This window comes from Gordonia humi (assembly GCF_014197435.1).
Taxonomy (GTDB): Bacteria; Actinomycetota; Actinomycetes; order Mycobacteriales; family Mycobacteriaceae; genus Gordonia; species Gordonia humi.
Genome location: NZ_JACIFP010000001.1, coordinates 1,578,565 through 1,604,082, shown reverse-complemented (window position 1 = coordinate 1,604,082; position 25,518 = coordinate 1,578,565). Strand labels below are relative to the sequence as shown.

The 25,518-nt window shown below is 67.7% G+C and carries 29 protein-coding genes; 5 read left to right on the top strand and 24 right to left on the bottom strand.

Annotated features, from left to right (window positions below; translation table 11 throughout):
- Position 1: 1 nt before the first annotated feature.
- The 4 genes from BKA16_RS07480 to BKA16_RS07465 all read right to left on the bottom strand — a co-directional run bounded on the left by BKA16_RS07480 (position 2) and on the right by BKA16_RS07465 (position 4,181).
- On the bottom strand, positions 2–409 hold the full coding sequence (locus BKA16_RS07480) for a CD225/dispanin family protein (RefSeq protein WP_183370074.1): 408 nt from the start codon (positions 407–409) through the stop codon (positions 2–4).
- 27 nt (positions 410–436) lie between these two features.
- Positions 437–1,141 carry a CD225/dispanin family protein gene (locus BKA16_RS07475; RefSeq protein WP_183370073.1) on the bottom strand — a complete coding sequence of 235 codons (705 nt, stop codon included), beginning with the start codon at positions 1,139–1,141 and terminating at the stop codon, positions 437–439.
- Between the two features lie 170 nt (positions 1,142–1,311).
- Positions 1,312–3,597, bottom strand: a complete 2,286-nt coding sequence (gene purL / locus BKA16_RS07470) for a phosphoribosylformylglycinamidine synthase subunit PurL (RefSeq protein WP_183370072.1) — start codon at positions 3,595–3,597, stop codon at positions 1,312–1,314.
- A gap of 134 nt (positions 3,598–3,731) precedes the next feature.
- Positions 3,732–4,181 (bottom strand): PaaI family thioesterase, encoded by a 450-nt coding sequence (locus BKA16_RS07465; RefSeq protein WP_183370071.1) that lies wholly within the window; start codon positions 4,179–4,181, stop codon positions 3,732–3,734.
- Positions 4,182–4,309: 128 nt separating this feature from the next.
- Here BKA16_RS07465 and BKA16_RS07460 point away from each other — a divergent pair, with 128 nt between their 5' ends.
- Both BKA16_RS07460 and BKA16_RS07455 read left to right on the top strand, forming a co-directional pair.
- A complete protein-coding gene (locus BKA16_RS07460) occupies positions 4,310–5,080 on the top strand; it encodes a helix-turn-helix domain-containing protein (protein ID WP_183370070.1) in 771 nt (256 codons plus the stop codon).
- A 27-nt stretch (positions 5,081–5,107) separates the two neighbouring features.
- Positions 5,108–5,506, top strand: a complete 399-nt coding sequence (locus tag BKA16_RS07455) for a DoxX family protein (RefSeq protein WP_183370069.1) — start codon at positions 5,108–5,110, stop codon at positions 5,504–5,506.
- Positions 5,507–5,510: 4 nt separating this feature from the next.
- Here the strand turns inward: BKA16_RS07455 and BKA16_RS07450 are convergent, their stop codons facing one another.
- From BKA16_RS07450 to BKA16_RS07405, 10 genes are all read right to left on the bottom strand, one after another.
- A complete protein-coding gene (locus BKA16_RS07450) occupies positions 5,511–6,230 on the bottom strand; it encodes a DNA alkylation repair protein (protein ID WP_183372947.1) in 720 nt (239 codons plus the stop codon).
- Between the two features lie 2 nt (positions 6,231–6,232).
- The gene (locus tag BKA16_RS07445) at positions 6,233–7,429 is read right to left on the bottom strand and encodes an FAD-dependent oxidoreductase (RefSeq protein ID WP_183370068.1); all 1,197 of its coding nucleotides are present in this window, start codon (positions 7,427–7,429) and stop codon (positions 6,233–6,235) included.
- 85 nt (positions 7,430–7,514) lie between these two features.
- Entirely contained in the window at positions 7,515–8,000 is a 486-nt protein-coding gene (locus BKA16_RS07440) for a hypothetical protein (protein ID WP_183370067.1), read from the bottom strand.
- On the bottom strand, positions 7,997–8,548 hold the full coding sequence (locus tag BKA16_RS07435) for a hypothetical protein (protein ID WP_183370066.1): 552 nt from the start codon (positions 8,546–8,548) through the stop codon (positions 7,997–7,999). The genes BKA16_RS07440 and BKA16_RS07435 overlap by 4 nt, the downstream gene beginning before the upstream one ends.
- Complete coding sequence (locus BKA16_RS07430; protein ID WP_183370065.1) at positions 8,545–9,042, bottom strand: hypothetical protein; 498 nt, start codon at positions 9,040–9,042, stop codon at positions 8,545–8,547. The genes BKA16_RS07435 and BKA16_RS07430 overlap by 4 nt, the downstream gene beginning before the upstream one ends.
- Entirely contained in the window at positions 9,039–9,542 is a 504-nt protein-coding gene (locus tag BKA16_RS07425; RefSeq protein ID WP_221246769.1) for a hypothetical protein, read from the bottom strand. The genes BKA16_RS07430 and BKA16_RS07425 overlap by 4 nt, the downstream gene beginning before the upstream one ends.
- A 10-nt stretch (positions 9,543–9,552) precedes the next feature.
- Positions 9,553–10,437 carry an SDR family NAD(P)-dependent oxidoreductase gene (locus tag BKA16_RS07420; RefSeq protein WP_183370064.1) on the bottom strand — a complete coding sequence of 295 codons (885 nt, stop codon included), beginning with the start codon at positions 10,435–10,437 and terminating at the stop codon, positions 9,553–9,555.
- Positions 10,438–10,454: 17 nt separating this feature from the next.
- A complete protein-coding gene (locus tag BKA16_RS07415) occupies positions 10,455–11,057 on the bottom strand; it encodes a TetR/AcrR family transcriptional regulator (RefSeq protein ID WP_183370063.1) in 603 nt (200 codons plus the stop codon).
- A complete protein-coding gene (locus BKA16_RS07410; protein WP_183370062.1) occupies positions 11,057–12,388 on the bottom strand; it encodes a cytochrome P450 in 1,332 nt (443 codons plus the stop codon). The genes BKA16_RS07415 and BKA16_RS07410 overlap by 1 nt, the downstream gene beginning before the upstream one ends.
- A gap of 86 nt (positions 12,389–12,474) precedes the next feature.
- Complete coding sequence (locus tag BKA16_RS07405) at positions 12,475–13,533, bottom strand: o-succinylbenzoate synthase (protein ID WP_183370061.1); 1,059 nt, start codon at positions 13,531–13,533, stop codon at positions 12,475–12,477.
- Between the two features lie 94 nt (positions 13,534–13,627).
- Between BKA16_RS07405 and BKA16_RS07400 the strand changes: the two genes are divergently transcribed.
- On the top strand, positions 13,628–14,548 hold the full coding sequence (locus BKA16_RS07400) for an oxygenase MpaB family protein (RefSeq protein WP_183370060.1): 921 nt from the start codon (positions 13,628–13,630) through the stop codon (positions 14,546–14,548).
- A gap of 48 nt (positions 14,549–14,596) precedes the next feature.
- On the opposite strand, the gene BKA16_RS07395 is transcribed toward BKA16_RS07400, so the two are convergent.
- Both BKA16_RS07395 and BKA16_RS07390 read right to left on the bottom strand, forming a co-directional pair.
- Complete coding sequence (locus BKA16_RS07395) at positions 14,597–15,289, bottom strand: nitroreductase (RefSeq protein WP_183370059.1); 693 nt, start codon at positions 15,287–15,289, stop codon at positions 14,597–14,599.
- Between the two features lie 42 nt (positions 15,290–15,331).
- Positions 15,332–15,658, bottom strand: a complete 327-nt coding sequence (locus BKA16_RS07390; protein WP_183370058.1) for an ArsR/SmtB family transcription factor — start codon at positions 15,656–15,658, stop codon at positions 15,332–15,334.
- Positions 15,659–16,119: 461 nt separating this feature from the next.
- Here BKA16_RS07390 and BKA16_RS07385 point away from each other — a divergent pair, with 461 nt between their 5' ends.
- Complete coding sequence (locus tag BKA16_RS07385; protein ID WP_183370057.1) at positions 16,120–16,527, top strand: VOC family protein; 408 nt, start codon at positions 16,120–16,122, stop codon at positions 16,525–16,527.
- Between the two features lie 62 nt (positions 16,528–16,589).
- Here the strand turns inward: BKA16_RS07385 and BKA16_RS07380 are convergent, their stop codons facing one another.
- From BKA16_RS07380 to rpsL, 6 genes are all read right to left on the bottom strand, one after another.
- On the bottom strand, positions 16,590–17,339 hold the full coding sequence (locus BKA16_RS07380; protein ID WP_343067316.1) for an alpha/beta fold hydrolase: 750 nt from the start codon (positions 17,337–17,339) through the stop codon (positions 16,590–16,592).
- 113 nt (positions 17,340–17,452) lie between these two features.
- Positions 17,453–17,671 (bottom strand): hypothetical protein, encoded by a 219-nt coding sequence (locus tag BKA16_RS07375; protein ID WP_183370056.1) that lies wholly within the window; start codon positions 17,669–17,671, stop codon positions 17,453–17,455.
- Between the two features lie 226 nt (positions 17,672–17,897).
- Positions 17,898–19,088 carry an elongation factor Tu gene (gene tuf, locus BKA16_RS07370; RefSeq protein ID WP_183370055.1) on the bottom strand — a complete coding sequence of 397 codons (1,191 nt, stop codon included), beginning with the start codon at positions 19,086–19,088 and terminating at the stop codon, positions 17,898–17,900.
- 185 nt (positions 19,089–19,273) lie between these two features.
- Positions 19,274–21,379, bottom strand: a complete 2,106-nt coding sequence (gene fusA / locus BKA16_RS07365; protein WP_183370054.1) for an elongation factor G — start codon at positions 21,377–21,379, stop codon at positions 19,274–19,276.
- Positions 21,380–21,495: 116 nt separating this feature from the next.
- The gene (gene rpsG / locus BKA16_RS07360) at positions 21,496–21,966 is read right to left on the bottom strand and encodes a 30S ribosomal protein S7 (protein ID WP_183370053.1); all 471 of its coding nucleotides are present in this window, start codon (positions 21,964–21,966) and stop codon (positions 21,496–21,498) included.
- A gap of 5 nt (positions 21,967–21,971) precedes the next feature.
- Positions 21,972–22,343 (bottom strand): 30S ribosomal protein S12, encoded by a 372-nt coding sequence (gene rpsL, locus BKA16_RS07355; RefSeq protein ID WP_183370052.1) that lies wholly within the window; start codon positions 22,341–22,343, stop codon positions 21,972–21,974.
- Positions 22,344–22,787: 444 nt separating this feature from the next.
- Between rpsL and BKA16_RS07350 the strand changes: the two genes are divergently transcribed.
- The gene (locus tag BKA16_RS07350) at positions 22,788–24,044 is read left to right on the top strand and encodes a CynX/NimT family MFS transporter (RefSeq protein WP_183370051.1); all 1,257 of its coding nucleotides are present in this window, start codon (positions 22,788–22,790) and stop codon (positions 24,042–24,044) included.
- 12 nt (positions 24,045–24,056) lie between these two features.
- Here the strand turns inward: BKA16_RS07350 and BKA16_RS07345 are convergent, their stop codons facing one another.
- Both BKA16_RS07345 and sigK read right to left on the bottom strand, forming a co-directional pair.
- A complete protein-coding gene (locus BKA16_RS07345; protein ID WP_183370050.1) occupies positions 24,057–24,809 on the bottom strand; it encodes an anti-sigma factor in 753 nt (250 codons plus the stop codon).
- A complete protein-coding gene (gene sigK / locus BKA16_RS07340; RefSeq protein WP_343067314.1) occupies positions 24,802–25,365 on the bottom strand; it encodes an ECF RNA polymerase sigma factor SigK in 564 nt (187 codons plus the stop codon). The genes BKA16_RS07345 and sigK overlap by 8 nt, the downstream gene beginning before the upstream one ends.
- Between the last annotated feature and the right edge of the window lie 153 nt (positions 25,366–25,518).

Here is a 25,518-nt window from a genome sequence, read left to right as displayed (position 1 = left end):
GTCAGGTGTGGGAGGTGCTGGCCACGAGCACCACGAAGAACAGCACGTAGACGATCACCAGGACGACCCACACCGCGACAGCGGCCACCGCGCTCCAGATCGCGAACTTCTTGGCGTCATCGGCGGCCTGCTGCGCTCCGGCGAAGTCGCCGACGGCCCATAAGCGGCTCACCGACGCCGCCTTCACTATCGACACGACACCCAGCGGCAGGCAGCAGAAGATCGTTGCCAGAATTCCCCAGACCAGGTTGTTCTCCGGTTCCAGGCGCCCGTACGGGTTCGGGCCGACCGGCGGTCGCCCGTACGGATTCTGACCGTACTGGGGCTGGCCGTACTGGTTCGGGCCGGCATACGGGTCCCGGTGGTACGGATCCTGCCCGAAACCGCCGGGCTCGTGCGGAGACGTCATCTCGATTCCTCGGCGTCGTCGACGACGTCAGTCGAAGTGGTAGTAGCCGGCCGAGCCGCCCACCGCGAAGAGGATGACGATCAGGATGATCCAGAGGGCGATGGCGACACCGAAGGCGATCCAGGCGATGTTCGACCACTTCTTCGCATCCGCGGCCGCACGCTGAGATCCGGCCGCGTCGCCCGCGGTCCACAGCCCGTTGACGCCGTTGGCCTTCACGATCGCGACGATGCCGATGATGCCCGCCACCAGGGTCAGGCAGGTGAACCAGGCGCCGATGAAACCGAGCACGGTGACGATGATCGCCGAGGCCATGCTGTTCGACGGCGCCGGTCCGGCCGCGGCACCGGCGTACGGGTTGGCCGGGTACTGGGGCACGGCGCCGAACGGCTGCTGACCGTACTGGGGCTGGTCCGGCTGGGGCTGGCCGTATGTGGGCGGCTGCTGGCCGTACTGCGGCGCCCCGCCCTGCGGCTGGCCGTAGTCGGGCTGGCCCTGCGGCTGGCCGTAATCGGACCCGCTCTGCGGCTGGCCGTACTGGGGAGGCTGCTCACCGAACTGCGGCGCGTCTTTGGCGAACGGGTTCTCGCCGAACGGGTTGGGCGTCGGAGCCGGGTTGTCACCGCCCTGCGGCGGCTGCGGAGCGTCGGGACGTGGCTGCCCGAACTGAGTCTCGGCGAACGGGTCCGGCTGATCGGCGGAGTCGCCGTTGTTTCCGGGCGGATTCGTCATGTCTTCCCCTCGTAGAAGTTGCCCTGGTGTGCAGGCGAGTCGACTGATCGTAACCGGCATAGCCCCGATCCATCCAGAACGGAGCGTTCAATCGGGCGACATGTCGACGCCGAACAACCGACGAGGGCCGCGCCGGGATGCACCGGCACGGCCCTCGTCGGAACGCTCGATCAGCCGAACAGCTTCGGCAGGGTGCCCTCGTGGGTCTTGCGCAGTTCGTCGAGCGTCACCGAGAACTGGTCCTGGACTTCGAGGCTGTCGCTGCCCTGGTCCACGACGCCGATCCGGGTCCACGGCATCTGGCGTGCGGTGAGCATGCCGGTGAATCGCGACTCCTCGGTCCGCGGAACGGCGACGAGGACGCGGCCGGTCGACTCGGAGAACAGAGTGACGAACGGGTCCGCGCCCTCGGGGAGGAGGATGCGGCAGCCGGTCTCACCGGCGAGCGCGGCTTCGGCGACGGCCTGGATCAGGCCTCCCTCGGAGAGGTCGTGCGCGGCCGAGACGAGTCCGTCGCGCGAGGCTGCGATGAGGATGTCGCTGAGCAGCCGCTCGCGCTGAAGGTCGACCTTCGGCGGCACGCCGCCGAGGTGGTCGTGTTCGACCTGCGACCAGATGGAGCCGTCGAACTCGTCGAGGGTCTCGCCCATCAGGATCAGGGTCTCGCCCGGCTCGGTGCCGATTCCGTTGGGGATGCGGCGGCGGACGTCGTCGATGACGCCGAGCACCGCGACCACCGGGGTCGGCAGGATCGCGGTGGATCCGGTCTGGTTGTAGAAGCTGACGTTGCCGCCGGTCACCGGGATTCCGAGTTCTGCGCAGCCGTCGGCGAGACCGCGGACGGCCTCGCTGAACTGCCACATGACCGCCGGGTCCTCGGGTGAGCCGAAGTTCAGGCAGTTGCTCACCGCGCCGGGTCTGGCACCCGACACGGCGACGTTGCGGAACGCCTCGGCGAGTGCGAGCCGCGCACCGTTGTACGGATCGAGGTAGGTGTACCGGCCGGAGGCGTCGGTCGAGATCGCGATGCCGCGACCGGTGTGCTCGTCGATGCGGATCATGCCGGAGTCCGCGTGCTCGGCCAGGACGGTGTTGCCGCGGACGTACCGGTCGTACTGCTCGGTGATGAACTTGCGGCTGCACAGCGCGGGGCTGGCCAGCATCTTCAGGAACGTCGCGCGGAGCTCGTCGCCGGTCTCCGGACGCGTCAGACCCGCGGTCGTGGAGGCGACGACGTCGTCCTGCCAGTCCGGACGGGCCAGAGGGCGGTCGTAGACGGGGCCCTCGAGGGCGACGGTCCGCGGCGGCACGTCGACGACGCATTCGCCGTTCCACATGATCTCGAGGCGCTCACCGTCGGTGACCTCGCCGATCACGGTGGCCAACGCATCCCACTTGCGGCACACCTCCATGAAGCGGTCGACGTTCTCCGGAGCGACGACGGCGCACATCCGCTCCTGCGACTCGCTGGAGAGCACCTCGGCCGGGGTCATGCCGTCAGCGCGCGTCGGGACCTGCTCGAGGTCGATGCGCATGCCGCCGTCGCCCGCCGCGGCGAGTTCACTCGTCGCACACGACAGTCCGGCTCCGCCGAGGTCCTGGATCCCGACGACCAGACCCTCGCGGTACAGGTCGAGGCAGCACTCGATGAGAACCTTCTCGGTGAACGGGTCGCCGACCTGAACGCTCGGCAGCTTCTTGCGGTTGGGCCCGTCTTCGGCGGTGTCGTCGAAGGTCTCCGAAGCGAGCACCGACACGCCGCCGATGCCGTCCAGACCGGTGCGGGCGCCGAACAGGATGATCTTGTTGCCCGCGCCCGAAGCGAATGCCAGGTGCAGGTCCTCGGCGCGGAGCACACCGGCGCACAGCGCGTTGACCAGCGGATTGCCCTGGTAGCTGGGGTCGAACACGGTCTCACCACCGATGTTCGGCAGGCCGAGCGAATTACCGTAGCCGCCGACACCGCGGACCACGCCGTCCACCACGCGGCGCGTATCGGGGTGGTCGGCCGCGCCGAAGCGTAGCTGATCCATCACCGCGATCGGACGGGCGCCCATCGCCATGATGTCCCGGACGATGCCGCCGACACCGGTCGCCGCCCCCTGGTAGGGCTCGACGTAGCTCGGGTGATTGTGCGACTCGACCTTGAAGGTCACCGCCCAACCGTCACCCACATCCACCACGCCCGCGTTCTCACCGATGCCCGCGAGCATGCCCGCGCGCATCTCGTCGGTGGTGGTCTCCCCGAAGTAGCGCAGATGCTTCTTCGACGATTTGTAGCTGCAGTGCTCGGACCACATCACCGAGTACATCGCGAGTTCGGCGTCGGTCGGACGACGACCCAGGATCTCGCGGATCCGGGCGTACTCGTCGTCCTTCAGACCCAGCTCTGCATACGGCTGCGGCGTATCGGGCGTATCGACGGCGTGGGAAACGGTATCTACCTGGGCGCTCACGCATGCCAGTCTATGCGAGACGACGCGCCGCGAGACGCCTCCCCCGGTGGCTCCCGGGTCCGCACCGCGCGTTCGCCCCGATCGCCCCTGTCCGGACTGCGGATCGGGCGCACACGTGTCGGTTTCCCGACTCGTCATCGCCGGTAGAAGATCCGACTCGTCACCTGACCTCGCGCGACGACACGTCCGTCGGTCCCACTGACGACGACGTCGGTGTGGGTCGTCGCGCGGGTGCGGTGCACGACCGTCGCCGCCGCACGCAGATCGGTGCACGCCCGACCGAGATAGGCGATCTGCAGGTGCGTGGTGGCGCCGCCGGTCACGTCGTCGCCGTCGACGCCGGACGCGCACGCCGCCGCGCCCGCGGTGTCGATCAGCGTGGCCACCGCCCCGCCGTGGATCACGCCGGGCACAGTCGTCAGCTCGTCGGACATCGCCATGGTCAGCGCGACGTCGTCGACGTCCACTCGATCCAGGGCCAGTGCCAGCGCGGTCGCGACGGGCGATCCGAGCACCACCTCGTCGATCAGACGCCGAGCGAGCGCGGTCGGCGTCTCACGTCCGCGGACATCGGTGACCATCATGACTCCTTGTCGTCTGCCGATCGGAGTCGTCTCCCGATCGGATACGACACATCGTCGGTCCGCCGCGACATGGTGTCCATGACCTCCGAGGTCATGGACATCACGCCGTTCGGACATAGGGTCGGAGGATGCCGGTCACCGCATCCGATCCCGACGTCGGCACGCTGCTGCGCCTCTGGCGACGACGGCGGCGATTCAGTCAGCAGGAGTTGTCGGATCTGTCGACGGTGTCGACCCGCCACCTGAGCAGGGTCGAGACCGGGCGGGCGCACCCGACCTCGGAGATGGTCCTGCACCTGGCCGACCACCTCGATGTTCCGCTCGCCGATCGGAATCGGCTGCTCCTCGCGGCGGGATTCGCTCCCCGGTTCGCCGAGCACGCACTCGACGACGCGGGCGTGGCCGTCGTGATGGACGGTCTGCGAGCACTTCTCGACGCGCATCTGCCCTATCCGGCTCTTCTGCTCGACGATCATTGGGACATCGTCGATCGCAATGCGGCCGTCGACGTCCTCATCGCCGGGTGCGCCGCGCGGCTGCTGGAGCCGCCGGTGAACGTCCTCCAACTCTGCCTGCACCCCGACGGTCTCGCTCCCCGCATCGGCGACCTCGAGCAGTGGGGCGCTCATCTGCTGCGCAGACTGCGCTCGCGCGCCGAGCACACGCACGACGCCCGTCACGAGGCCCTCGCCGTCGAGATGTCGGGATACCTCGACGGCCTCGGCGAACCACCGGCCGCGGGACCGGTCCTCACCCTCGAGATCGACGTCGACGGGACGCCCGCCAGATTCTTCAGCGTGTCCGCGCGCCTGGACACCGCGACCGACACGACCCTCGAAGGTCTGCACCTGGAGACCTTCCTCCCTGCCGACGAGACCACTCGCGGCATCCTCACGTGACGCGACGTCACAGGTAGGGTGGACCCCATGCTTCACGACCGCCTCACGCGCATCCTGTCCGGCATCCTCCTGGTCCCCGGAGTGCTGCACTTCGTGGCCCCGAAGCCGTTCGACTCGATCGTCCCCGACGAGGTCCCCGGCTCGAAGCGATTCTGGACCTACGCGTCGGGCGCCGCCGAGATCGGCGTGGGCGCCGCGGTCCTCGTGCCGAGCACCCGCCGCACGGCGGCCGGGCTGGCCGCCGCCCTGTTCATCGCGGTGTTCCCGGCCAACGTGAACATGATCCGCCTCTGGGTGGACAAGAGCCCGCTCCTCAAGGCGATCGCGTGGGCTCGTCTCCCCATGCAGATCCCGATGGTCGCGTTGGCTCTACTCGTCCGCCGCGGCGCGCCGAAGCCCGAGGTGGAGCAGGCCCCGGCCGCGTAACACGTCACATCGCCCGATAGCGGGCTCGCTCCTCGGCGGGCAGGTGCTCCACCGCGTACGAGAGCGCCGTCCGCCCCATCTCGGCCGCGTGAGCGTCCAGATAGTCGATCAGCAGCGCCCGATCGATTCGTTTGCCGACCTCGCGAAGCATCCATCCGAACGCCTTCTGGATCAGGTCGCGCCGATCGGCGACGACGATCGGCGCCACCGCGAGGACGGCGTCGGCTCGCCCCGCACGGATGAACGCGAAGGTGCCGATGATCCCCACCCGGCGTTCCCAGAGGTCTTCCGAGGACGCCCATTCGATCAGCTCCGCGTAGTCGTCGGCGGCCAGCAGCCAGGCGCCGAGCACCGGGTCGGCCGAGCAGTCGACGAGGTCCCAGTTGTTCACCCGGCCTGCGCGGACCGCATCGCGGTACACCTGCACCCATGCGGCCCGATCGGAGTCGCGCGCACCGATGTTCGCGGTCAGCACGAACAGTGCCAGCTGCCGCGCCTCGTGGATCGGGCTCTCGAGCACCTCGACGATCGTCGGCGCCGACAGACCCCGCAGCCGCTTGGCCAGCGCGCGCAGCACCGGCACCCGGATCCCGACGAACTCGTCGCCCTCGCCGTACTCGCCCGGTGCGGTCTTGAAGAAGCGGCGCGATCCCGCCGCCCGGTCCGGATCGCCCAGTGCCACCAGGGCGTCGACGATCTCCGCCGCGGACGAGTCCGGACCGATCGTCACTGTCCGAGCAGCGCCGACACCGGCGTCGGGGTCTGCAGGTACGGCCTCGTCTTCATCAGCTTGCCCACCAGCCCGGCACCGATCACCCCGGTCAGCAGCCCGTCACGACTGTAGTAGGCGAGGAACTTCCGCCCGTCGTCCTGTGCCACGTGGACCTCGTCGTCCGGGTGCGGAGCGCCGAGCATCTGGATCTTGAGTCCGTACTGGTCACTCCAGAAGTACGGGACCGCCTGATGGGTGATGGTGTGCCCCAACAGTTCCGCGGCCAACAGAGCCGCCTGATCGACGACGTGGTTCCAGTGTTCGACGCGGTGGTGATCACCGTGGGCGTCGGTCCAGTTCGCCGCGTCGCCGAGCGCGTACACATCCGGGGCGCTGGTGAGTCCGACCCCGTTGCACGCGATGCCGCCGCCGGATTCGCGGGGCGCGAGTTCGATGCCGGAGCCCTCCAGATAATCCAGATCCGGGTATCCACCGATCCCCACGACGACGAGGTCGGCCTCGACCGTGGATCCGTCGGACAGACGCACCGACGACACCGCGCCGTCGCGCGCGACGATCTCGTCGACGCCGACACCGGTCCGCAGGTCGACGGCCTCGCGATGCAGTCGGGTCACCATCTGGCCCATCCGCTCCCCGATCGCCACCGCGAGCGGAGTCGGTGCGGGTTCGATCAAGGTGACCGGAACACCGAGGGCGTGCAGGCTCGCCGCGACCTCGCTGCCGATGAAGCCCGCACCGACGACGGCCGCACTCGTCGCCCGCGACGCCGCCTTACGCACTGCGAGTGCATCGTCGATCGTGCGGATCACATGGACGCCTGTCACATCGTCGTCGACGCCCGGGAATCGGCGAGCCACCAGACCCGTCGCCAGGACGAGGGTCCCGTACGCGACCTCGGAGGTCGCACCGCCCGATTCGACGGTCACCGTGTGCGCGAGCGGGTCCACGGCGACGACGCGACTGGAGGTCCGCAGATCAATGCGGTTGTCGACATAGAACTCGGCGGGCTTGAGATCGGGACGGTCGGCGTCACCGGTCACCACCGCCTTCGACAACGGCGGCCTGTCGTACGGCGGATGCGACTCCTGCCCGAGCAGCACGATCTCGCCTTCATAGCCGCCGCTGCGCAAGTTGTCGGCGATCCGCACGCCGCCCAAGCCGGCGCCGACGATCACAATCGGTTCGTTCACATGCAGTCCTTATCGGGTCTCGACTCCGCTCGACCGGCGAAGCCTCACTCGACTCCGCGCGGAGCGGAGAGGAGAATGGTCGACGTCACTGGGGCGACACGGGAGTGAGCCGTGCCATCAACCAGTGACCTTCGACTCTAGTCATCCACGCCCAGCGCGCAATACCTGTGTGCGACGGCACATCCCGGTGTTCGCCGACGACGACGGTCTGATCGGCGAACACCAGCACACGCGCAGACCGCTCCTGTTCGTCGACGACGCCCGCGTCGGTGACGTCGACGGTCATCGTCACCTTCGACGCCACCGCCGACGGGAAGACGACGTCGGGTCCCCGGCGGGCGTAGTCGGCGGCGAGCACTCCGGTCAGATGTCCTTCGACTCCGCGGCGGCTCTCGTCCGAGTCGCCCGGGGCGAACGTCATCAACGCCGTCACCGCGGCGGCCGCCGCCTGCGCGGGCTCGCGGCGCGGCTCGTCTGGAGAACGGTGGGCCAGGCCCGCGAGCGCCCCGAACACCACGGCCACGATCACCGCGCACGCGGCGACGGCCGACGCGGCCGATCGTCTGCTCACGCCGACGCCTCCGTGTCGGTGATCAGCCAGCGATCGGCCTCACGGACGGCGGTGATGCGGACCGTCACTCGATCGTCGTCCGAGGTGCCGCCGATCAACGTCGGATCGGTGGCCTGCGCCACCGCCAGCACGGTGGCCGAATCGCCGTCGGCGTCTTCGAGGCCGGCGGACACGATGCGTCCGGCCGGTCGGACCGACAACGCGGCGACGTACTCGGTGAGTGCGGCGCGCCCGCTCTCGATGCGTCTGCGCTGTGCGCCCGCGCTGGCGTCGAGCACCTGCTCGACGTAGCCGCGCGCATCGGCCGGATCGGGGGTGAGCATCACCGTGAGAGCGGCCGACACGTCGGCGACCGCGCCGTCGGCGTCGTCGCCGCCGGACGCCAGTCCCCACGCGCCGATGCACGCCGTGATCACGGCGACCGCCGCCATCGCGACGACGGCCAGTCGCACCGCGGCGGCGCGGCGGCACCCTCCCCGGGCGGTCGTCGCCCGGTCGGTCGTCGTCCGGTCGATCATCCCCGTGTCGACCGTCTCCGCGTCAGTCATCGCAGTTCGTCCAATCCGGCCAGCAGCCACCGACCGTCGACCCGGACGAGGCTCGCCTGCACGGTCCGTTCGACCACCTGTTCCGGCGCCCCGGACGGAGTCACGCTGACTCGGGCCACCACGAGCGCGGTCGCCGCGTCGCCGTCGACGTCGACCGTCGCTCGCCGCAGCGGCTCCCATGCGACGGAGTCGACTCCGGTCGGCGGTCCGCTGTTCAGCGCCTCGCGCAGGGTCGTCGACAGCGGCGGAGCGAGGTGTTCGCGGGCCGCCCGGCGATCCTCCCGCCACGTGCGGGCCGATACCGAGAACACCGCGGCGACGGCCTCCCCCGCCTGCTGCGACACCGCGGTCCGATCGGCGGCGGCACGACGCTGCACCGCTCGATGATCGAGTCCGACGACGCACACCGCGAGCGCGGCGATCAGCAGGACCCCGGCGATCCCGAGGGCGATCCACGTCCGTCCGGTCAGCGGACGCTCGAGCCGGGAGATCATTGCAGCACCTCGACGGCGGAGATCTTCAGCTCGCCGTCGTCCGGCGCCATCAGCACTCGCAGGCGGAACGGCGTCAGCGATGCGTCCGCGCCGTCGGCCGTGGTCACGCGGACGCTCGCGGCGACCAGCATGAGCGCGGCGTCGCCGTCCCGTCTGGCGAGGGCGACGCCGTCGACGCCGCCGTCCCCGCGGGTGTGCGCCGACGTCACGAACCTGGTGTACGCATCCGCCGACTGCGCGAACGCGTCGTGGAAGTCGCCCGTCGACCCCGCCAGGATCCGGTCGGCGCGGTGGTGGTCGTCGCTGTCGGCCTCGACGAGCAGTCCGACCCGTTCGGTGGTCGCGGCGACGAACTCGGCGTCGGAGTAGTGATGCGGGCGCACGGCGAACTGCCAGACCGCGACGCACGCGAGAATCACCGCGATCACGGCGACCGTGACGATCCTCGTCGCCGGTCGGTCCGTCTGCGGCGCGGGCGCGTCGGCTCGGTCTTCGGGCACGCCCGCCACCCTATCCGGCGTCCGGCCCCTGACCGATGCGCTTGCTGTAGGCGGCCCGCGCGGACGCGTCGGTGTCCAGGAACATCCGATCGGTTCCGGCGATCCTGGCCAGGCGTCGTTTGAGGCGCAGAGGTGTCACCGGCATCGCGTCGACCCAGCGCATCGACGCCGGTGCCGTCGTGCGGGTGCGACCGGTCGCGATCGTCGACAGGACCTGTCGTCCGACGACGTCGGTGTCGACGGTCTTGACGATCGAATTGGTGTTGATGCCGGTCACCAACGCCGTGTTCGTGAACGACGGCAGGACCGCCGACACCCGCACTCCCTGACGTTCCAGCTCGAAGTCGAGCGTCTCGGAGAACTCGATGACACCGGCCTTCGCGCCGTTGTACACCGAGAGGCCGGGGGCCGCGAGACGCCCGGCGACCGAGGCGATGTTGATGATCTGACCGCCGCCGCGCCCGACCATCCGACGAGCCGCGGCGCGCGTGCCGAGGACGACTCCGACGAGATCGATCTCCACGGTGCGGCGGATCAGCGCCTCGTCGTAGTCGAGGAACGAACCGACGGGCATGATGCCCGCGTTGTTGATCAGCACGTCGACGGGGCCGACCCGTTCCTCCACGGCGTCGAGGAAGTCCTCGAACGACGCGGAGTCGGTGACGTCGAGCTCGACGCCCTCGATCCCGAGGTCGGCGGCGGACTTGCCGACGGCGTCGCCGTCGATGTCGCCGATCGCAACGCGCCCGCCCACGGCGAGGATCTGTTCGGCGATCTCGAAGCCGATGCCTCGGGCGCCGCCGGTGATCGCGACGACCTTTCCCGCCACGCCGGCGCGAACCTGTGCCAGGCGGCGGTCGGCGCGGTCGGTTGCGAATCGTTTGAGTGCGGACACGATGCTCCTTGACGGTCTCAATAGATCATCGGCGCGAGATAGGTCGCGGCGAGGTGGCGGGCGAACTCGACGGTCTGGCGCCCCGGTTCGGGGCTGGGTACTTCGAGGAACGAGATGACCAGCCGCACATGCAGTTCCACTGCTTGCAGCAGATCGTCGTGCGGCATCGTCGCCCCCGCGTGGCGCAGGGTCTCGGCGACGCGCTCGGTGACCATCTCGATGAACAGGCCGCTCATCGTGGATGCGGTGAGGTTGCGCAGTTCGACGTCCTCGAGGACCATCCGACGCAGCAACGGGTCGGTGTGCACGAGCTCGGCACCGGTCGCGAACGCTTCGACCACCGCGTCGGCGGGACCGAGCCCGTCGACGGCGGCCACCAGTCGACGCAGGCCGTTCTCGTAGGCCTCGTTGGCGACGGCGAGCAGCAGCACCTCCTTGTTCGGGAAACGACGGTAGAGAGTCGACCGGCTGACGCCCGCGGCCTTGGCGACCTCGTCGATGTTGGCGCGACGCGCACCGACGGCGGCGAACTCGGCGGCCGCGGCCGCCAGGATGGCGGCCTCCTGGTCGGACGGCGACGAGGTGACCCGCGCCTTGCGCTCGGTGGTCCGGCCGACCATCAGCGTCGCCGGATCTGGACGGGGAGCTTGTCCTTGGGCACGGGCAGCGAGCTGTAGTCCATCGGCATCTCGTAGTCGGCGGGCACCGACCACTCGTAGTCACGGAGCAGGTGATGCATGATCGTCTTGATCTCCATCTGCCCGAAGTACAGACCGATGCACTTGTGGACGCCGCCTCCGAACGGCATCCACGCCATGCGATGGGCCTTGTCTTCGGCGCGGTCGGGCAGGAATCGTTCCGGATCGAACATATCCGGGTGCGTATAGATCTCCGCATCCCGGTGGTTCGACATCTGCGGAACGACGACCATCGTGCCCTCGGGGATGAAGAACCCCTGCACCTGTGTGTCCTTGATCGCCATGCGCGGCTGTGCCGGCACCGGCGGGCACAGCCGGAGCGATTCGCGCATCACGAGATCGATCGCCTCGAGGCCGGCGAGGTCGTCATAGGCGAGCGGCTGCTCGACCGCCAGCGACTCCTGCCGCGCGCGGTCCTGCCACCGGGGATTCTTGGCGAAGTGGTAGGCCATCTGCGTCATGGTGATGGTCGACGTGTCGTGCGCGGCCATCAGCACGAAGATCATGTGGTTGACGACGTCGTCGTCGGTGAACGTGTGGCCGTCATCGCTCTCGGCGTGGCACAGGACCGAGAACAGGTCGGGTGTGACCGCGGCGCGTTTGGCCGGAATATGCTTGTAGAAGAACTCTTCGAGCACCTTGCGGCCGCGGAGTCCCTTCCACCAGCGCCCGCCCGGTACCGGCTTGCGCACGTAGGCGACACCCGCCCGGACCGTGTCGATGAACGCCCGGTTGATGCGGTCGGCCTCCGCCTTCGGCAGTTCCAGACCGAGGAACACCTCCAGCGCGACGTCGAGCGTCAGCTGCTTGAGTTCGGTGAACATCCGGACGTCACCGGTCGGGAACTGCCGCATCCGCGCGGCGATCATGGGCTCCATCTCGTCCATGTAGCCCTTGAGCGCCTTGGGAGTGAATGCGGCCTGCAGGATGTGGCGGTGGTGACGATGCTCCTCGAAGTCGAGGAGCATGACACCGCGGTTGAAGAACGGGCCGATGAAGTAGCTCCAGGCGGGCGCGTTGGCGAACGCCTTCTCTTTGTTCATCAGTATCTCGTGAGCCGCCTCAGGACCCGCCGCCGTCACCATCCGGATGCCGAGCGCGTTGAGCCCCATCACCTTGCCGTAGCGGGTCAGCTTCTCGTCGGCGAAAGCGAATGGATCCCGGCGCATGCTCATCACCTCGAGCACCCCGTTGCGCTCACTCATCGGCACCGGCCGCAGGTCGCCCTCGGCCCTGTCGAGCGTCTCCGTCATCGCTGCATCCCATCTCTCGGTGGCGTCCGCGATGACGCCACAGGGATATTGGAACAGATTTTCTATTTTGTTTCTAGTGCGCGACGTCAGCCCACCAGAAGCGCATGACACCGGCGAAGTCGGTCGTGCCACCACTGCGTCCGCTCGGCGGAGGCCAACGGAAGGTCGGCGGTGGGCGCCACGTCGCGGACGGTCACCGCGCCGTCGACCATCGCGAACGGCTCCGCCACGTCACGGACGAACATGGCCCCCGTGCCCAGTCCGCACGCACGATGCAGATTCGGGAGCGCCGCCGCGGCGGCGACTCCGGCGGACATGCCGACTGCGGTGTCGAGCGCACTGGAGACCACGACGTCCATCGGCAGCTTGGCAGCCGTCGCGAGCAGGGCGCGCATACCGCCGAGCGGCGCGACTTTGAGCACCGCGACGTCGGCGGCGCCGGCCTTGGCGACCCGCATCGGATCGGTGGATCGCCGAATCGACTCGTCGGCGGCGATCGGGGTGGACACCGCACGCCGAACCTCGGCGAGCTCATCGACGGTCCGGCACGGCTGCTCGACGTATTCGAGGTCGCCCAACGCCGCGATGGCCTCGATCGCCTCGGCGACGGACCAGTTGCCGTTCGCATCCACCCGGACCGTCGGCACGAGATCACGCACCGCCTCCACGCGAGCGACGTCGTCGGCCAGAGTCTGACCGGACTCGGCCACCTTCACCTTCGCGGTCGTCGCCCCCGGATAACGAGCGATGATCTCGGCCACGTCGGCGGCCGCCACCGCGGGCACGGTCGCGTTCACATCGACCTCGTCCCGCAGCGGCTCGGGCGCACCGAGGAACGCCGCCTCGATGCCCGCGGCGAGCCAGATGCGCGACTCGGCGTCGTCGTACTCGGTGAACGGCGCGAACTCACCCCATCCGGCCGGGCCGGCGAAGATCATCGCCTCGCGGACGGTGATTCCGCGGAACGCGGTGCGCATCGGCAACGACACCACGCGCGAGGACGCGATCAGGTCGTCGGCCGTCGGCATCGACGGAGGCGGAGCGTCCTTCGGCCTGAGCCGGAACGTCGTCTTCGGATCGCGTCGATCGTCGGACGTGCCGAACGGCGATTGCTTGTTCTTCCCTGTCGGCTGCGAGAACACCATGCCGCCAGACTAGTTCGCCGCGCGCCGGACGCGTTCGCCGCAAACTTTGGAACAAACTCTTTATTCTGTTCCAAAGTGGGGTTACGCTGATGCCATGACCTCAACCACCGACTTCGACACCAACATCCGCGAGGCGGAGGCCGCCGTCGTCGACGACGCCGACATCGACTCGTTGGACCTGCGACTCGGCGCGGACTCGTTGATCTGGAAGTTCTACGGCGACAGCCGAGGCCTCCTCGGCTTTCAGCGCCTCGCCGGAACCGAGAACTGCATCGAACAGCTCGCACAGGGCGTCGAAGACCACTCCGTGATCTTCAGCGACTTCCTCGGGCGCGCCCGGCGGTCCGGCCCGCCGATCATGCGGACCGTGTACTCGGACAGTCCGCACACCTGGGGCCATCGGGTCCGCGACTTCCATCGCGACATCAAGGGCACCATCAGCGACGGATCGCGCTACCACGCGCTGAACCCGGAGCTGTTCTACTGGGCGCACGCGACCTTCGTCGATCAGGTTCTGTTCATCACCGACACGTTCATCCGCCGCCTCTCCTACGAGGAGAAGGTGCAGATCTTCGAAGAGAGCAAGATCTGGTACCAGTTGTACGGCGTCTCGGCGCGCAGCCAGCCCCAGACGTACGAGGAGTTCCGCGAGTACTGGGACTCGATGCTCGAACGATTCGCTCCGACCCGGACGATCACCTACGCCACCGGCTATCTCCGCAAGGGCGTGCCGGGCCCGGCGTGGATGCCGAAGCCGCTGTGGCGCATCGCGTCGACGCCACTGAACGCCGCGTTGCACATCGTCATCGTCGGCACGCTCCCGCCACAGATGCGCGAGGTGTGCGACCTGGACTGGTCCGCTCGAGATCAGCGCAGGTTCGACCGCTTCGCGGGGTTCATGCGCCGGATCAACCCGCTGATCAACAGGCTTCCGATCACCGCACTCTATGTGCCGTGGGCGGCGCAGGCCTGGGCGCGCGAAGGCATCGATCCCCGCCCGCTGCACAACGGCTGACCCCAGCCGTCACGCCCGAGCCGTCACACCCCGGCAGAGCCGAGTGCGTCACCGGTCGAGAGGCGGGAGGCCGTCCACGACGTCGTCGATGTCGGCCCGGTCGGTCCGGAACCCGTTCACCGGATCGGCCGTGTCCGGATATCCGAGGGAGACCGCGCAGATGACGTCGCGGTCGGCGGCGACGTCGAGGCGTCGGCGCACGAAATCCGAATGCATCGCGATCGACGCCTGCGCCACGGTCGCCAGTCCGAGGCTCTGCGCGACGGTCAGCAGAGTCGACACGTAGGCGCCGCAGTCGACGGCACCGTAGGGCCCCAAGGACTTCGGCGAGGTGATGACCGCGACATGCGGCGCTCCGAAGAACGAGAAGTTCTTCAGCATCTGCCGGGCTCGTCCCTCCACATCGTCCCGTGCGATCCCCACGGCCTCGTACAGACCGAATCCCGCTCCTCGGCGACGCTGCGCATAGACGCCCTCGTATCGATACGGAGCATCGATGTCGAGGACCACGGGGTTGCCCGCGGCGACCCACGCGGTGAGATCCTCTCCGAAGGACACCGCCTCATCGCCGCTGACGAGCGTGACCTGCCACGCCTGAGAATTGCACCACGACGCCGTGCGCTGCGCGCCGGAGAACAATGTGCGCAGTGTCTCCGCGGGCACGCGGTCCGGCAGGAATGCGCGGCAGCTGTACCGATCGGACAGCACTCGCGCGATGACTTCGTGGTCGGCATTCGTCATATCGACACTCTTACATCGCACCGCCGCGCCGTACCGCGCGGGTCACGACCGATCTCCGCCGAAGCGCTCGTCGGCGGAGCGACCGCCGGGAGCGTCGACAGCGCCCGTCGGCGGCCATCGCCATGCGATCCGAGCGAGCGGCTCGGTGTGAACGGTGTGACGTTTCGTCCGCCCGACCCTCCTCGACTGGACGAGACCGGCGCTCTCCAACACCGCGAGATGCTGGGAGACCGCCTGTCGGGACACCACGATCCCATTCGCAACCAGCCCGTTGCATATCTCCGACAGGGTCACGTCATCTCGCGCCAGAAGATCGTCCAGTATCCGCCTCCTCGTCGGGTCGGCTATGGCGCGATAGATGTCGGACATGATCCCCACCATAGTCGAGCAAACGCGTGCATCCGCTTCCTCGGTCGATCACGCGAGTCGTGAAGTTCGCGATACACCTGCATCCCCCCTCCCGTCGATACGGTGGACATGCCCCGTTACGTAGGCATCAACCTGCATGTACATCCAACTCGACACACGGTTTCGGCTGTCGAATCGACCTGTGGCGCGGATCATACGGACAACCCCCGCGGGGGATTCGTCCATCGGTCAGCAATTCCGTCGTTAACACCATGACCAGCGATCGGCGATCGAGTACACGACCGCCTCGATCACCACCGATCAATCGATTCGAATCACGCCCGCGAATCGAACTGATCGTCCGTGCGACCGTTTCACCCGTTCCGCAGTCACGGACGACCTGTTCGACAGCGCCATGAGGTCTATCGTTCCTCTCGTGGCTGTGACGTGCGGCCATGATCCTTCTCGGCAGGGAGCTGACGATGGCCAATCTCAACCCGTACATATCGTTCAAGAACAACGCCCGCGACGCGATGGAGTTCTACCGCACCGTGCTGGGCGGCGACCTCATTATCACGACGTTCGCCGACTTTCCCGACATGGTGCCCGACCCGGCGGAGCGCGAGCTGGTGATGCACTCGCAGCTCACCACCGACGACGGACTGGTCCTGATGGGGTCGGACACGCCGAGCACGATGCCCTACGCGCCGCCCACCGGCATCTCGGTGTCCTACAGCGGTTCCGACGTCGACGAACTGCGCCGCATCTGGGACGGACTCTCCGACGGCGGCACCGTCGCCGTGCCGTTCGCACAGGCCCCGTGGGGTGCCTGGTTCGGCATGTTCACCGATCGCTTCGGCATCGCGTGGATGGTCGCGAGCGAGGTGTGAGGCTCTGACACCGAACGTGTACGAACGACGGTCACCGGGGTCGTTCGTGCACGTTCAGTGTGTCAACGCAGGTGCGTGCACACGGCATCGGCGAATTCGACGGGGCGATCCCGATGAACGCTGTGCCCGGCGTCGATCGTGACGAAGTCGCCCGCGGGGAGCGCCGACGCCAGATCCCGCAGGTGCTTCGGCGGCAGAAAGCTGCGTGAACCGCCGGAGACCACCAGCGTCGGGGCACTCACTCTCCGCAGGCTGCGCCACCACTCCGGATCGGCGACGGTGAACGCGGTCAGGACCGGGTCGGCGAGTGCACGGTCGAAACGCAGGAAAGGGATCGGATTGAGCACCACCGCACCGATGCCGCGGATGCGCTCGCCCAACGTCGACGACGGGGCGATGTCCTCGGCGAGATCGGCGTGATCGCGCGGCATCGGCGGAATCTCCTCCAGGACGAGGCGTCTGATGCGGTCCGGGGCGGCGATCGCGTATCGCAGCGCGGTGTGCGCACCGAGTGAGTGGCCGACGAGATCGATCGAATCGACATCCAGATCGGCGACGACGGCTGCGAGGTCGTCGCGGAAGTCGTCGAGAAGGTACGACTCCGCGGGCCCGGTCCTGCCGTGGCCGCGCAGATCGACGCTGATCACTGTCCGCCCACCGCGCCGGAGTCGACGAGCGAGCGGCCCCCACGTGGTGTGATCCCCGCCCATCCCGTGCACGAGGACCACCGGGACCTGGGACCGACCGGCGCCGGAGACCGCTATCGACAGAGACAGACCCGCGCGAGACACGCTTCGACGTTCCACAGCCACTTGTCCAGAGTAGGGCGTATCGCCTCGTCCGGTGACGACGCGGTGCACACTGCGGGCCGGGCGCCGAGGGACGAATACTCGTCGCCGCTGACCCGCTCGCACTCGCGCGGCCGTCAGCCGGTTCGACGCGGACGCCCCCGGACCGACGTCACAGTGAGACCGACGGCGCCGACGACGTCGAGAACGATCACAGCCAGTCCGGTCCACAGCAGCCACGACACGCCCTCACCCGCCACGAAATACAGGATCAGGAAGATCGGCCCGACCGCGCCCGCGACGAGCATGAAGCCCAGTGTCCGCCCGAAGGTCTTCATGACGTCTGCGGCGTTCACCCGTTCAGACTATTCAGCGAGCCGGATGCGGTCCACTCGGATACGACGACGATCAGCGATCCGACCGGGACCGACGCCGACCTGCGCCGATCGGCCCGTCGGGGCGAGGTCGCCGGAGAGGACGGTCGCAGGGCACTGCCGGATGGTCGCGACAGCGCAAGAGCCCCGCTCCGACGAATCGGAGCGGGGCTCTCATCGACCTAGACGGTCAGCCGTTCAACGAAGATCAGGCGATGATCTTGGTGACGCGGCCGGCACCGACGGTGCGGCCACCCTCGCGGATCGCGAAGCGCAGGCCCTCGTCCATGGCGACCGGCTGGATGAGCTTGACAGTCATCTCGGTGTTGTCGCCCGGCATGACCATCTCGGTGCCCTCGGGGAGGGTCACGACGCCGGTCACGTCCGTGGTACGGAAGTAGAACTGCGGACGGTAGTTGTTGAAGAACGGGGTGTGACGGCCGCCCTCGTCCTTCGACAGGATGTACGCCTGGCCCTCGAAGTCGGTGTGCGGGGTCGTCGTGCCCGGGGCGACGATGACCTGGCCGCGCTCGACGTCCTCGCGCTTCAGACCACGGAGCAGCAGACCGGCGTTGTCGCCCGCCTGTGCCGAGTCGAGGAGCTTGTGGAACATCTCGATGCCGGTGACGGTGGTCTTCTGCGACTTCTCGCGGATACCGACGATCTCGACCTCGGCGTTGACGTTGACCTCACCGCGCTCGACGCGACCGGTGACGACGGTGCCACGACCGGTGATCGTGAAGACGTCCTCGACGGGCATCAGGAACGGCTTGTCGGTCTCGCGGACGGGATCCGGGATCGACTCGTCGACAGCGGCCATCAGGTCCTGAACCGACTTGACCCACTTCTCGTCGCCCTCGAGCGCCTTCAGCGCCGAGATCGGGACGACCGGAGCGTCTTCGTCGAACTCCTGCGAGGCCAGCAGTTCGCGGACCTCCATCTCGACGAGCTCCATGATCTCCTCGTCGTCGACCATGTCGGCCTTGTTCAGTGCGACGAGGATGTAGGGGACGCCGACCTGGCGGGCCAGGAGGACGTGCTCGCGGGTCTGCGGCATCGGGCCGTCGGTGGCGGCCACGACCAGGATCGCACCGTCCATCTGAGCGGCGCCGGTGATCATGTTCTTGATGTAGTCGGCGTGGCCCGGAGCGTCGACGTGAGCGTAGTGACGCTTCTCCGTCTGGTACTCGACGTGGGAGATGTTGATCGTGATACCACGAGCCTTCTCCTCAGGCGCCTTGTCGATCTGATCGAAAGCGAAGCTCTCGTTCAGGTCCGGGTACTGGTCGGCCAGCACCTTGGTGATGGCAGCCGTCGTGGTGGTCTTGCCGTGGTCGACGTGACCGATGGTGCCGATGTTCACGTGCGGCTTGGTCCGCTCGAACTTCGCCTTCGCCACTTGATGTCCTCCTGGACTTCTCTGCGCCACCGGGTGGTTCCCGGTCGACGATTGGGTTCTCCACGTTATGCGGAGAGGCTTTTACATGGTCCCCGATCGGCGGCGGGAGCCGCCGACCGGGGTATTGGCTTGTCCACGCTGGGGTGGTCCGCCAATGGTTCCGCCAAGACTGGCAGACGAGAGTACTACTCGCCCGTCGCCTTCGCGATGATCTCCTTCGACACGTTCGCCGGAACTTCGGCGTACGAGTCGAAGACCATGGAGTAGTTCGCACGGCCCTGAGTCTTCGACCGAAGGTCGCCGATGTAGCCGAACATCTCCGACAGCGGGACCTGAGCCTTCACGACTCGAGCACCGCTGCGCTCCTCCATGGCCTGGATCTGACCACGGCGGGAGTTCAGGTCGCCGATGACGTCGCCCATGTACTCTTCCGGAGTCGTGACCTCGACGGCCATGAGCGGCTCCAGGATGACCGGCTGAGCCATCTTCGCGGACTCCTTGAGGGCCTGCGAACCGGCGATCTTGAAGGCCATCTCCGACGAGTCGACGTCGTGGTACTGACCGTCGAGGAGGGTGACCTTCAGGTTGACCAGCGGGTAGCCGGCCAGCACACCGTACTGCATCGCATCCTGCGCACCGGCATCCACCGAAGGGATGTACTCACGCGGGACGCGACCGCCGGTGACGGCGTTCGCGAACTCGTAGGTGGCGCCGTCCTCGGCGTCGACCAGCGGTTCGAGCTTGATGATGACCTTCGCGAACTGACCCGAGCCACCGGTCTGCTTCTTGTGGGTGAACTCGTGCTTCTCGACGGTCTTGCGGATCGTCTCGCGGTAGGCCACCTGCGGCTTGCCGACGTTCGCCTCGACCTTGAACTCGCGCTTCATGCGGTCCACGAGGATGTCGAGGTGGAGCTCGCCCATACCGCCGATGACGGTCTGGCCGGTCTCGTCGTCGAGCTTCACCGTGAAGGTCGGGTCCTCTTCGGCGAGCTTCTGGATCGCGGTGCCCAGCTTCTCCTGGTCGGACTTGGTCTTCGGCTCGATCGAGACCTCGATGACCGGGTCCGGGAAGCTCATCGACTCGAGGACGATCGGAGCGTCCTGCGCGCACAGGGTGTCGCCGGTCGTCGTGTCCTTGAGGCCGATCATCGCGTAGATGTGGCCCGCCACGGCGTCGTCGACCGGGTTCTCCTTGTTGGCGTGCATCTGGAAGAGCTTGCCGATGCGCTCCTTCTTGCCCTTGGTGGCATTCAGGACCTGGGTGCCCGGCTCGACCTTGCCCGAGTACACGCGAACGAACGTCAGCTTGCCGAAGAACGGGTGAGCGGCGATCTTGAACGCGAGTGCCGAGAACGGCTCGTCGCGCGACGGCTTACGAGTGAGGACTTCCTCCTCGTTGCCGACGGCGTGGCCTTCGATCTCACCGATGTCCATCGGGTTCGGCAGGTAGTCGATGACGGCGTCGAGCATGGGCTGAACACCCTTGTTCTTGAACGCCGAGCCGCACAGGACCGGGTAGATCTCGGAGTTGATCGTCATCTTGCGAATGGCGGCCTTGATCTCGTCGATCGTCAGCTCTTCGCCGCCGAAGTACTTCTCCAGAAGCGCCTCATCGGACTCCGCGACCGTCTCGAGCAGCTTCTCGCGCCACTCGTTGGCCTTCTCCACCAGGTCGGCGGGGATCTCCTCGAAGGTCGGCTCGGCGCCGATCTCGACGGTTCCGCGCCAGGTGATGGCCTTCATCTCGAGGAGGTCGACGACGCCGTCGAACTCGTCCTCGGCACCGATCGGGATCTGCATGACCAGCGGCTTGGCGCCGAGGCGGTCGATGATCGTCTGCACGGTGAAGTAGAAGTCCGCGCCCAGCTTGTCCATCTTGTTGACGAAGCAGATGCGGGGAACGTCGTACTTGGTGGCCTGACGCCAGACCTGCTCGGACTGGGGCTCGACGCCCTCCTTGCCGTCGAAGACGGCGACGGCGCCGTCGAGCACGCGGAGGGCGCGCTCGACCTCGACCGTGAAGTCGACGTGGCCGGGGGTGTCGATGACGTTGATCTGGTTGTCGTTCCAGAAGCAGGTGACAGCAGCGGAGGTGATGGTGATACCACGCTCCTTCTCCTGCTCCATCCAGTCGGTGGTCGATGCACCGTCGTGGGTCTCACCGATCTTGTAGTTCACACCGGTGTAGAAGAGGATGCGCTCGGTGGTGGTGGTCTTGCCGGCATCGATGTGCGCCATGATGCCGATGTTGCGGACCTTGGTCAGGTCGTTCAGCACTTCCTGTGCCACTTATTCGCCTCGCATTTTCGCTAGAGGTTGGAATGAAAACTTCGACGACCATCCGCCCGAGGGCAAAAGGCCGATGGACGCGGATCGGGGACGACCCGATCCGCGTCCGGCGGTTGTCACCAGCGGTAGTGCGCGAACGCCCGGTTGGCTTCAGCCATCTTGTGGGTGTCCTCGCGACGCTTCACCGAGGCGCCCAGACCGTTCGAGGCGTCCAGCAGCTCATTGGCCAGACGCTCGACCATCGTCTTCTCACGACGCTGGCGGCTGAAGGTGACCAGCCAACGCAGCGCGAGGGTGTTGGCGCGATTCGGCTTGACCTCGATCGGAACCTGGTAGGTGGCGCCACCGACGCGGCGGCTCTTGACCTCGAGGGTCGGCTTGACGTTGTCGAGCGCGCGCTTGAGCGTGACGACGGGGTCGGTGCCGGTCTTCTCGCGAGCCTGCTCGAGGGCCTGGTAGACGATCCGCTCGGCGGTCGACTTCTTGCCGTCCAGCAGGATCTTGTTGACGAGCTGCGTGACCAGCGGCGAACCGTAGACGGGGTCGTTGATCAGCGGGCGCTTGGGAGCGGGTCCTTTACGTGGCATTTAGATCAGTTCCCCTTCTTGGCGCCGTAACGGCTGCGAGCCTGCTTGCGGTCCTTGACACCCTGGGTGTCGAGCGAGCCGCGGATGATGCGGTAGCGAACACCCGGGAGGTCCTTCACACGACCGCCGCGGACGAGCACCATCGAGTGCTCCTGCAGGTTGTGGCCCTCACCCGGGATGTAGGCGGTGACCTCGACGCCACTCGTCAGGCGCACGCGGGCGACCTTCCGGAGAGCGGAGTTCGGCTTCTTCGGGGTGGTGGTGTACACGCGGGTGCACACGCCACGACGCTGCGGGCTCCCCTTCAGGGCGGCGGTCTTCTTGATCGACGCCTTGTCCTTGCGGCCCTTGCGGACCAGCTGATTGATAGTTGGCACTGAGTTCTTTTCTCCTTGTGGGCCGACTCCCGTCGGTCCGTCTGTGGTCACGGTTGGTGCTCCGGGCACGTCCCTCGACTCGAAACGGGCTAGCCCGAAGCAGGTCGAAGCGATGTCCGCAACTCGCCCCACCGACGCATTCACGCCGGTCAACTGTGATATCGTCACCCCGAGGTCGGGCGTGTCATGCACGCCGTCTCCGAGCAGCGAAGCCCGTCCCGCTCGAACCGTCTCCGACTCGGCGAGTGGGCAGCATCTACCGAGGGCAGGTGCCGACGCAATACTTTACCGCCCGGATTTACCGGGGTCAAAATCATTGACATGCGAGGTTGAACACGGTTCGAACGGTGCATGAACCCACCGGCCGGATCGCGCCTGTCGAGTCGGCCGTGTGACCGTTCACACCGCAGTCGAACTGGCTTCGCCACGACGCCTGCTGACACCATGGTTCCAGTGACCACCACGACGCCGCAACGAAGGTTCGAACGCTACGGATCGGGCGGCCTCCGCGGTCGAGTCATCGTCCTGGTGGCCATCGTGGTCTTCGCCTTCTCACTGCGGACCGCGGTCACCTCCTTCACCCCGCTGCTCGAGCGGGTGTCCGTCGACATCGGTTTCGGCGACACGATCAAAGGACTCCTCGGCATGCTGCCGACGCTGGCGTTCGGCGTGGCCGGGCTGGTGTCCCCACGTCTGGGTCGCCGATTCGGAATCGAGCAGGTGACACTGGCCGCGGTCGTGATCACCGGCGTTGGCATCGCCGCGCGTTCGTTCAGCCAGAACGTCGGTGTGCTGATCGTCCTGTCGTGTGTGGCCCTGTTCGGCATGGGTGTCGGCAACATCCTCATCCCGCCGTTGGTGAAGCGCTACTTCGCGGACCGGATCGCGCCGATCAGCACGGCCTACATCGTGTTCGTCCAGGCCGGCACCGTGATCCCCGCCGCCGTCGCGATTCCCCTGGCCGACGCCACGAACTGGCGGATCTCGCTCGGGGTGTGGGCGCTGGTGCCGTTGGCCGCGCTCGGACCGTGGCTGTGGGTGGTGCGGGAACGTCGGATCGCCGCCCGCGCGGAGACACCCGTCCCGGTCGAGCAGTCGCCGACACCGGCGACCGCACGCATCGCGATGTGGCGTAGCCCGATGGCGTGGGGCATGACCCTCATGTTCGGCATGACGTCGGCGGGCACGTATGCGATGTTCACCTGGATGCCGAAGATCTTCACCGACGCGGGAGGCAGCGAGTCGCTCGGCGGCACCTCGGTCGCGATCTTCTCCGGCGTCGGTCTCGCCGCGACGTTCGTCGCACCGTCGTTGTCGACTCGGTTCGCGAACCCGTTCGCGTTCACCATCGTGTTCGCGGCCAGCTGGTTCGCCGGCTTCGCCGGGCTGATGTGGGCGCCGTTGTCGGCGCCCTGGCTGTGGGCGCTCCTGTGCGGCCTCGGCCCGACCACGTTCCCGATGGCGTTGACGCTGATCAACGTCCGGACGCGAACGAGCGAGGCGTCCGCCGCCCTCTCCGGATTCGCGCAGGGCGTCGGCTACCTGCTCGCCTGCGCCGGACCGATGCTGTTCGGTGTGCTCCACGACGTGACCGGCGGCTGGGGTGCGCCGTTCCTGTTGACCGTGGGGATGACGCTCGCCATGCTGTGCGGCGCATGGGTCATCTGCAAGCCCCGGTACCTGGAGGACCAGATCGGCTGACCGCCCACCCGGTCAGCCGAGCGAGATCTCGGCGACCGGGTCGGCGATCCGACGGTCGGGGCTCGCGGCGTCGCCGACGGTGAACGCCATCGATGTCGCGTCGCCCAGATCATCTAGCACGGCGGTGGTCGAGGGAGCGACGTCCTCCGGTGTCATGACCCCGCCCAGACGAGCACCGCCGGGCCCGACGAGCCAGAGTTGGTAGACCTTGCCCGGGTCCGGCGGCGGGACGTCGTTCATGACCAGGACGCCCGCACCCGTCGAGGGCGAGTACGTCACCGAGGCCCGACCCGTCGCGAGCGGACCGGTCACCGTGCGCACATCCGTCGAGTCGAAGACCCGCTCGGCCGTCGTCCGAGTCGGTTCGTCGGTGCGCGACATCGCATAACCTACCGCTCCGCCGCCGACGCCGATCACCAATACCGCGGCCGCAGCCGCTATCCACCGGAGACGATGCGCGGGCTCCGACCCGCGCGGGCCGTCCGCCCCGGGTGCGTCGGCACCGGGCGGCTGAGCACGGATCTGGTCGAGCAGTTCGGCGCGGAGCTCGGCGGGCGGAGCCTGCGACGTCGTCTCGCTCAGGTCTGCCAGCACCCCGCGGAGCCCGGCCACCTCGGCCTCGAACGCGTCTCGGACGGACCGGTCAGCGGTTTTGAGCCGGGCGCGTACCCGGGCGCGCTCGATGTCGGTGAGCGCGTCGAGTGCCATCGGAGCGGCCATGTCGAGCAGGTCGTCGATGTCGTTCGACTCGGGTGTTTCAGCCATTCTCCAGACACCCCCTCAGGCGCTTCAATCCGTCTCTGATCCGACTCTTGATCGCCGGCAGACCCACGGTCAACCGGTCGGCCACCTCGCTGTAGGAGAGGCCGCCGTAGTACGCGAGGCCGACGGCTTCGGCCTGTAACGCGCTGAGCGTGCCGAGACATTTGCGCACTCGGCGGCCCGCATCACGCGCCTGGACCTCGTCACCCACCGCGTCACCGATGTCGACCAGTTCCCGTGCGCCGTAGTCGGAGTCTCGGCGCGATGCCGACGACTCCGAGCGGACCCGGTCCACCGCCCGACGATGAGCGATGGAGAGCAACCAGGCGATCGGCGTGCCCTCGGCGGAGCGGTAGGAGACGGCTCCGCGCCACACCTGCAGGTACACCTCCTGGGTGGTCTCCTCGGAGTACCCGGGGTCTCGTAACACCCGCAGCACCATGCCGTGTACCCGGGCGCTGGTCCGGTCGTAGAACTCGGCGAACGCCGCGGTGTCGCCCGCGGCGGATCGAGCCAACAGATCCGCGAGGATCTCGGTGTCGGTCTCGGCCCGCGTCACGGGGACTCTCCAGATGTCATCAACGAACAGAATAGCCTCGGGCGGGTACGGTTTCTCGATCCCCGGCGCACACATGCTCGATCACCTGTTCCGGCACCGGGTCCGACGCAGCGGCCGCGGTCCGGAGAACGTGCGGCTCCGATCCGCGGGGCG

Excerpts from the sequence above, each read along its gene's own strand:
- BKA16_RS07480 (WP_183370074.1), bottom strand. The coding sequence starts at position 409 with ATGACGTCTCCGCACGAGCCCGGCGGTTTCGGGCAGGATCCGTACCAC.
- BKA16_RS07465 (WP_183370071.1), bottom strand. The coding sequence starts at position 4,181 with ATGATGGTCACCGATGTCCGCGGACGTGAGACGCCGACCGCGCTCGCT.
- rpsG (WP_183370053.1), bottom strand. The coding sequence starts at position 21,966 with ATGCCACGTAAAGGACCCGCTCCCAAGCGCCCGCTGATCAACGACCCC.
- BKA16_RS07350 (WP_183370051.1), top strand. The coding sequence starts at position 22,788 with ATGGTTCCAGTGACCACCACGACGCCGCAACGAAGGTTCGAACGCTAC.
- BKA16_RS07400 (WP_183370060.1), top strand. The coding sequence starts at position 13,628 with ATGACCTCAACCACCGACTTCGACACCAACATCCGCGAGGCGGAGGCC.
- BKA16_RS07405 (WP_183370061.1), bottom strand. The coding sequence starts at position 13,533 with ATGGTGTTCTCGCAGCCGACAGGGAAGAACAAGCAATCGCCGTTCGGC.
- BKA16_RS07460 (WP_183370070.1), top strand. The coding sequence starts at position 4,310 with ATGCCGGTCACCGCATCCGATCCCGACGTCGGCACGCTGCTGCGCCTC.
- BKA16_RS07390 (WP_183370058.1), bottom strand. The coding sequence starts at position 15,658 with ATGTCCGACATCTATCGCGCCATAGCCGACCCGACGAGGAGGCGGATA.
- BKA16_RS07435 (WP_183370066.1), bottom strand. The coding sequence starts at position 8,548 with ATGACTGACGCGGAGACGGTCGACACGGGGATGATCGACCGGACGACG.
- BKA16_RS07385 (WP_183370057.1), top strand. The coding sequence starts at position 16,120 with ATGGCCAATCTCAACCCGTACATATCGTTCAAGAACAACGCCCGCGAC.
- BKA16_RS07415 (WP_183370063.1), bottom strand. The coding sequence starts at position 11,057 with ATGGTCGGCCGGACCACCGAGCGCAAGGCGCGGGTCACCTCGTCGCCG.
- BKA16_RS07430 (WP_183370065.1), bottom strand. The coding sequence starts at position 9,042 with ATGATCTCCCGGCTCGAGCGTCCGCTGACCGGACGGACGTGGATCGCC.
- BKA16_RS07475 (WP_183370073.1), bottom strand. The coding sequence starts at position 1,141 with ATGACGAATCCGCCCGGAAACAACGGCGACTCCGCCGATCAGCCGGAC.
- BKA16_RS07345 (WP_183370050.1), bottom strand. The coding sequence starts at position 24,809 with ATGGCTGAAACACCCGAGTCGAACGACATCGACGACCTGCTCGACATG.
- BKA16_RS07455 (WP_183370069.1), top strand. The coding sequence starts at position 5,108 with ATGCTTCACGACCGCCTCACGCGCATCCTGTCCGGCATCCTCCTGGTC.
- BKA16_RS07395 (WP_183370059.1), bottom strand. The coding sequence starts at position 15,289 with ATGACGAATGCCGACCACGAAGTCATCGCGCGAGTGCTGTCCGATCGG.
- BKA16_RS07410 (WP_183370062.1), bottom strand. The coding sequence starts at position 12,388 with ATGACGGAGACGCTCGACAGGGCCGAGGGCGACCTGCGGCCGGTGCCG.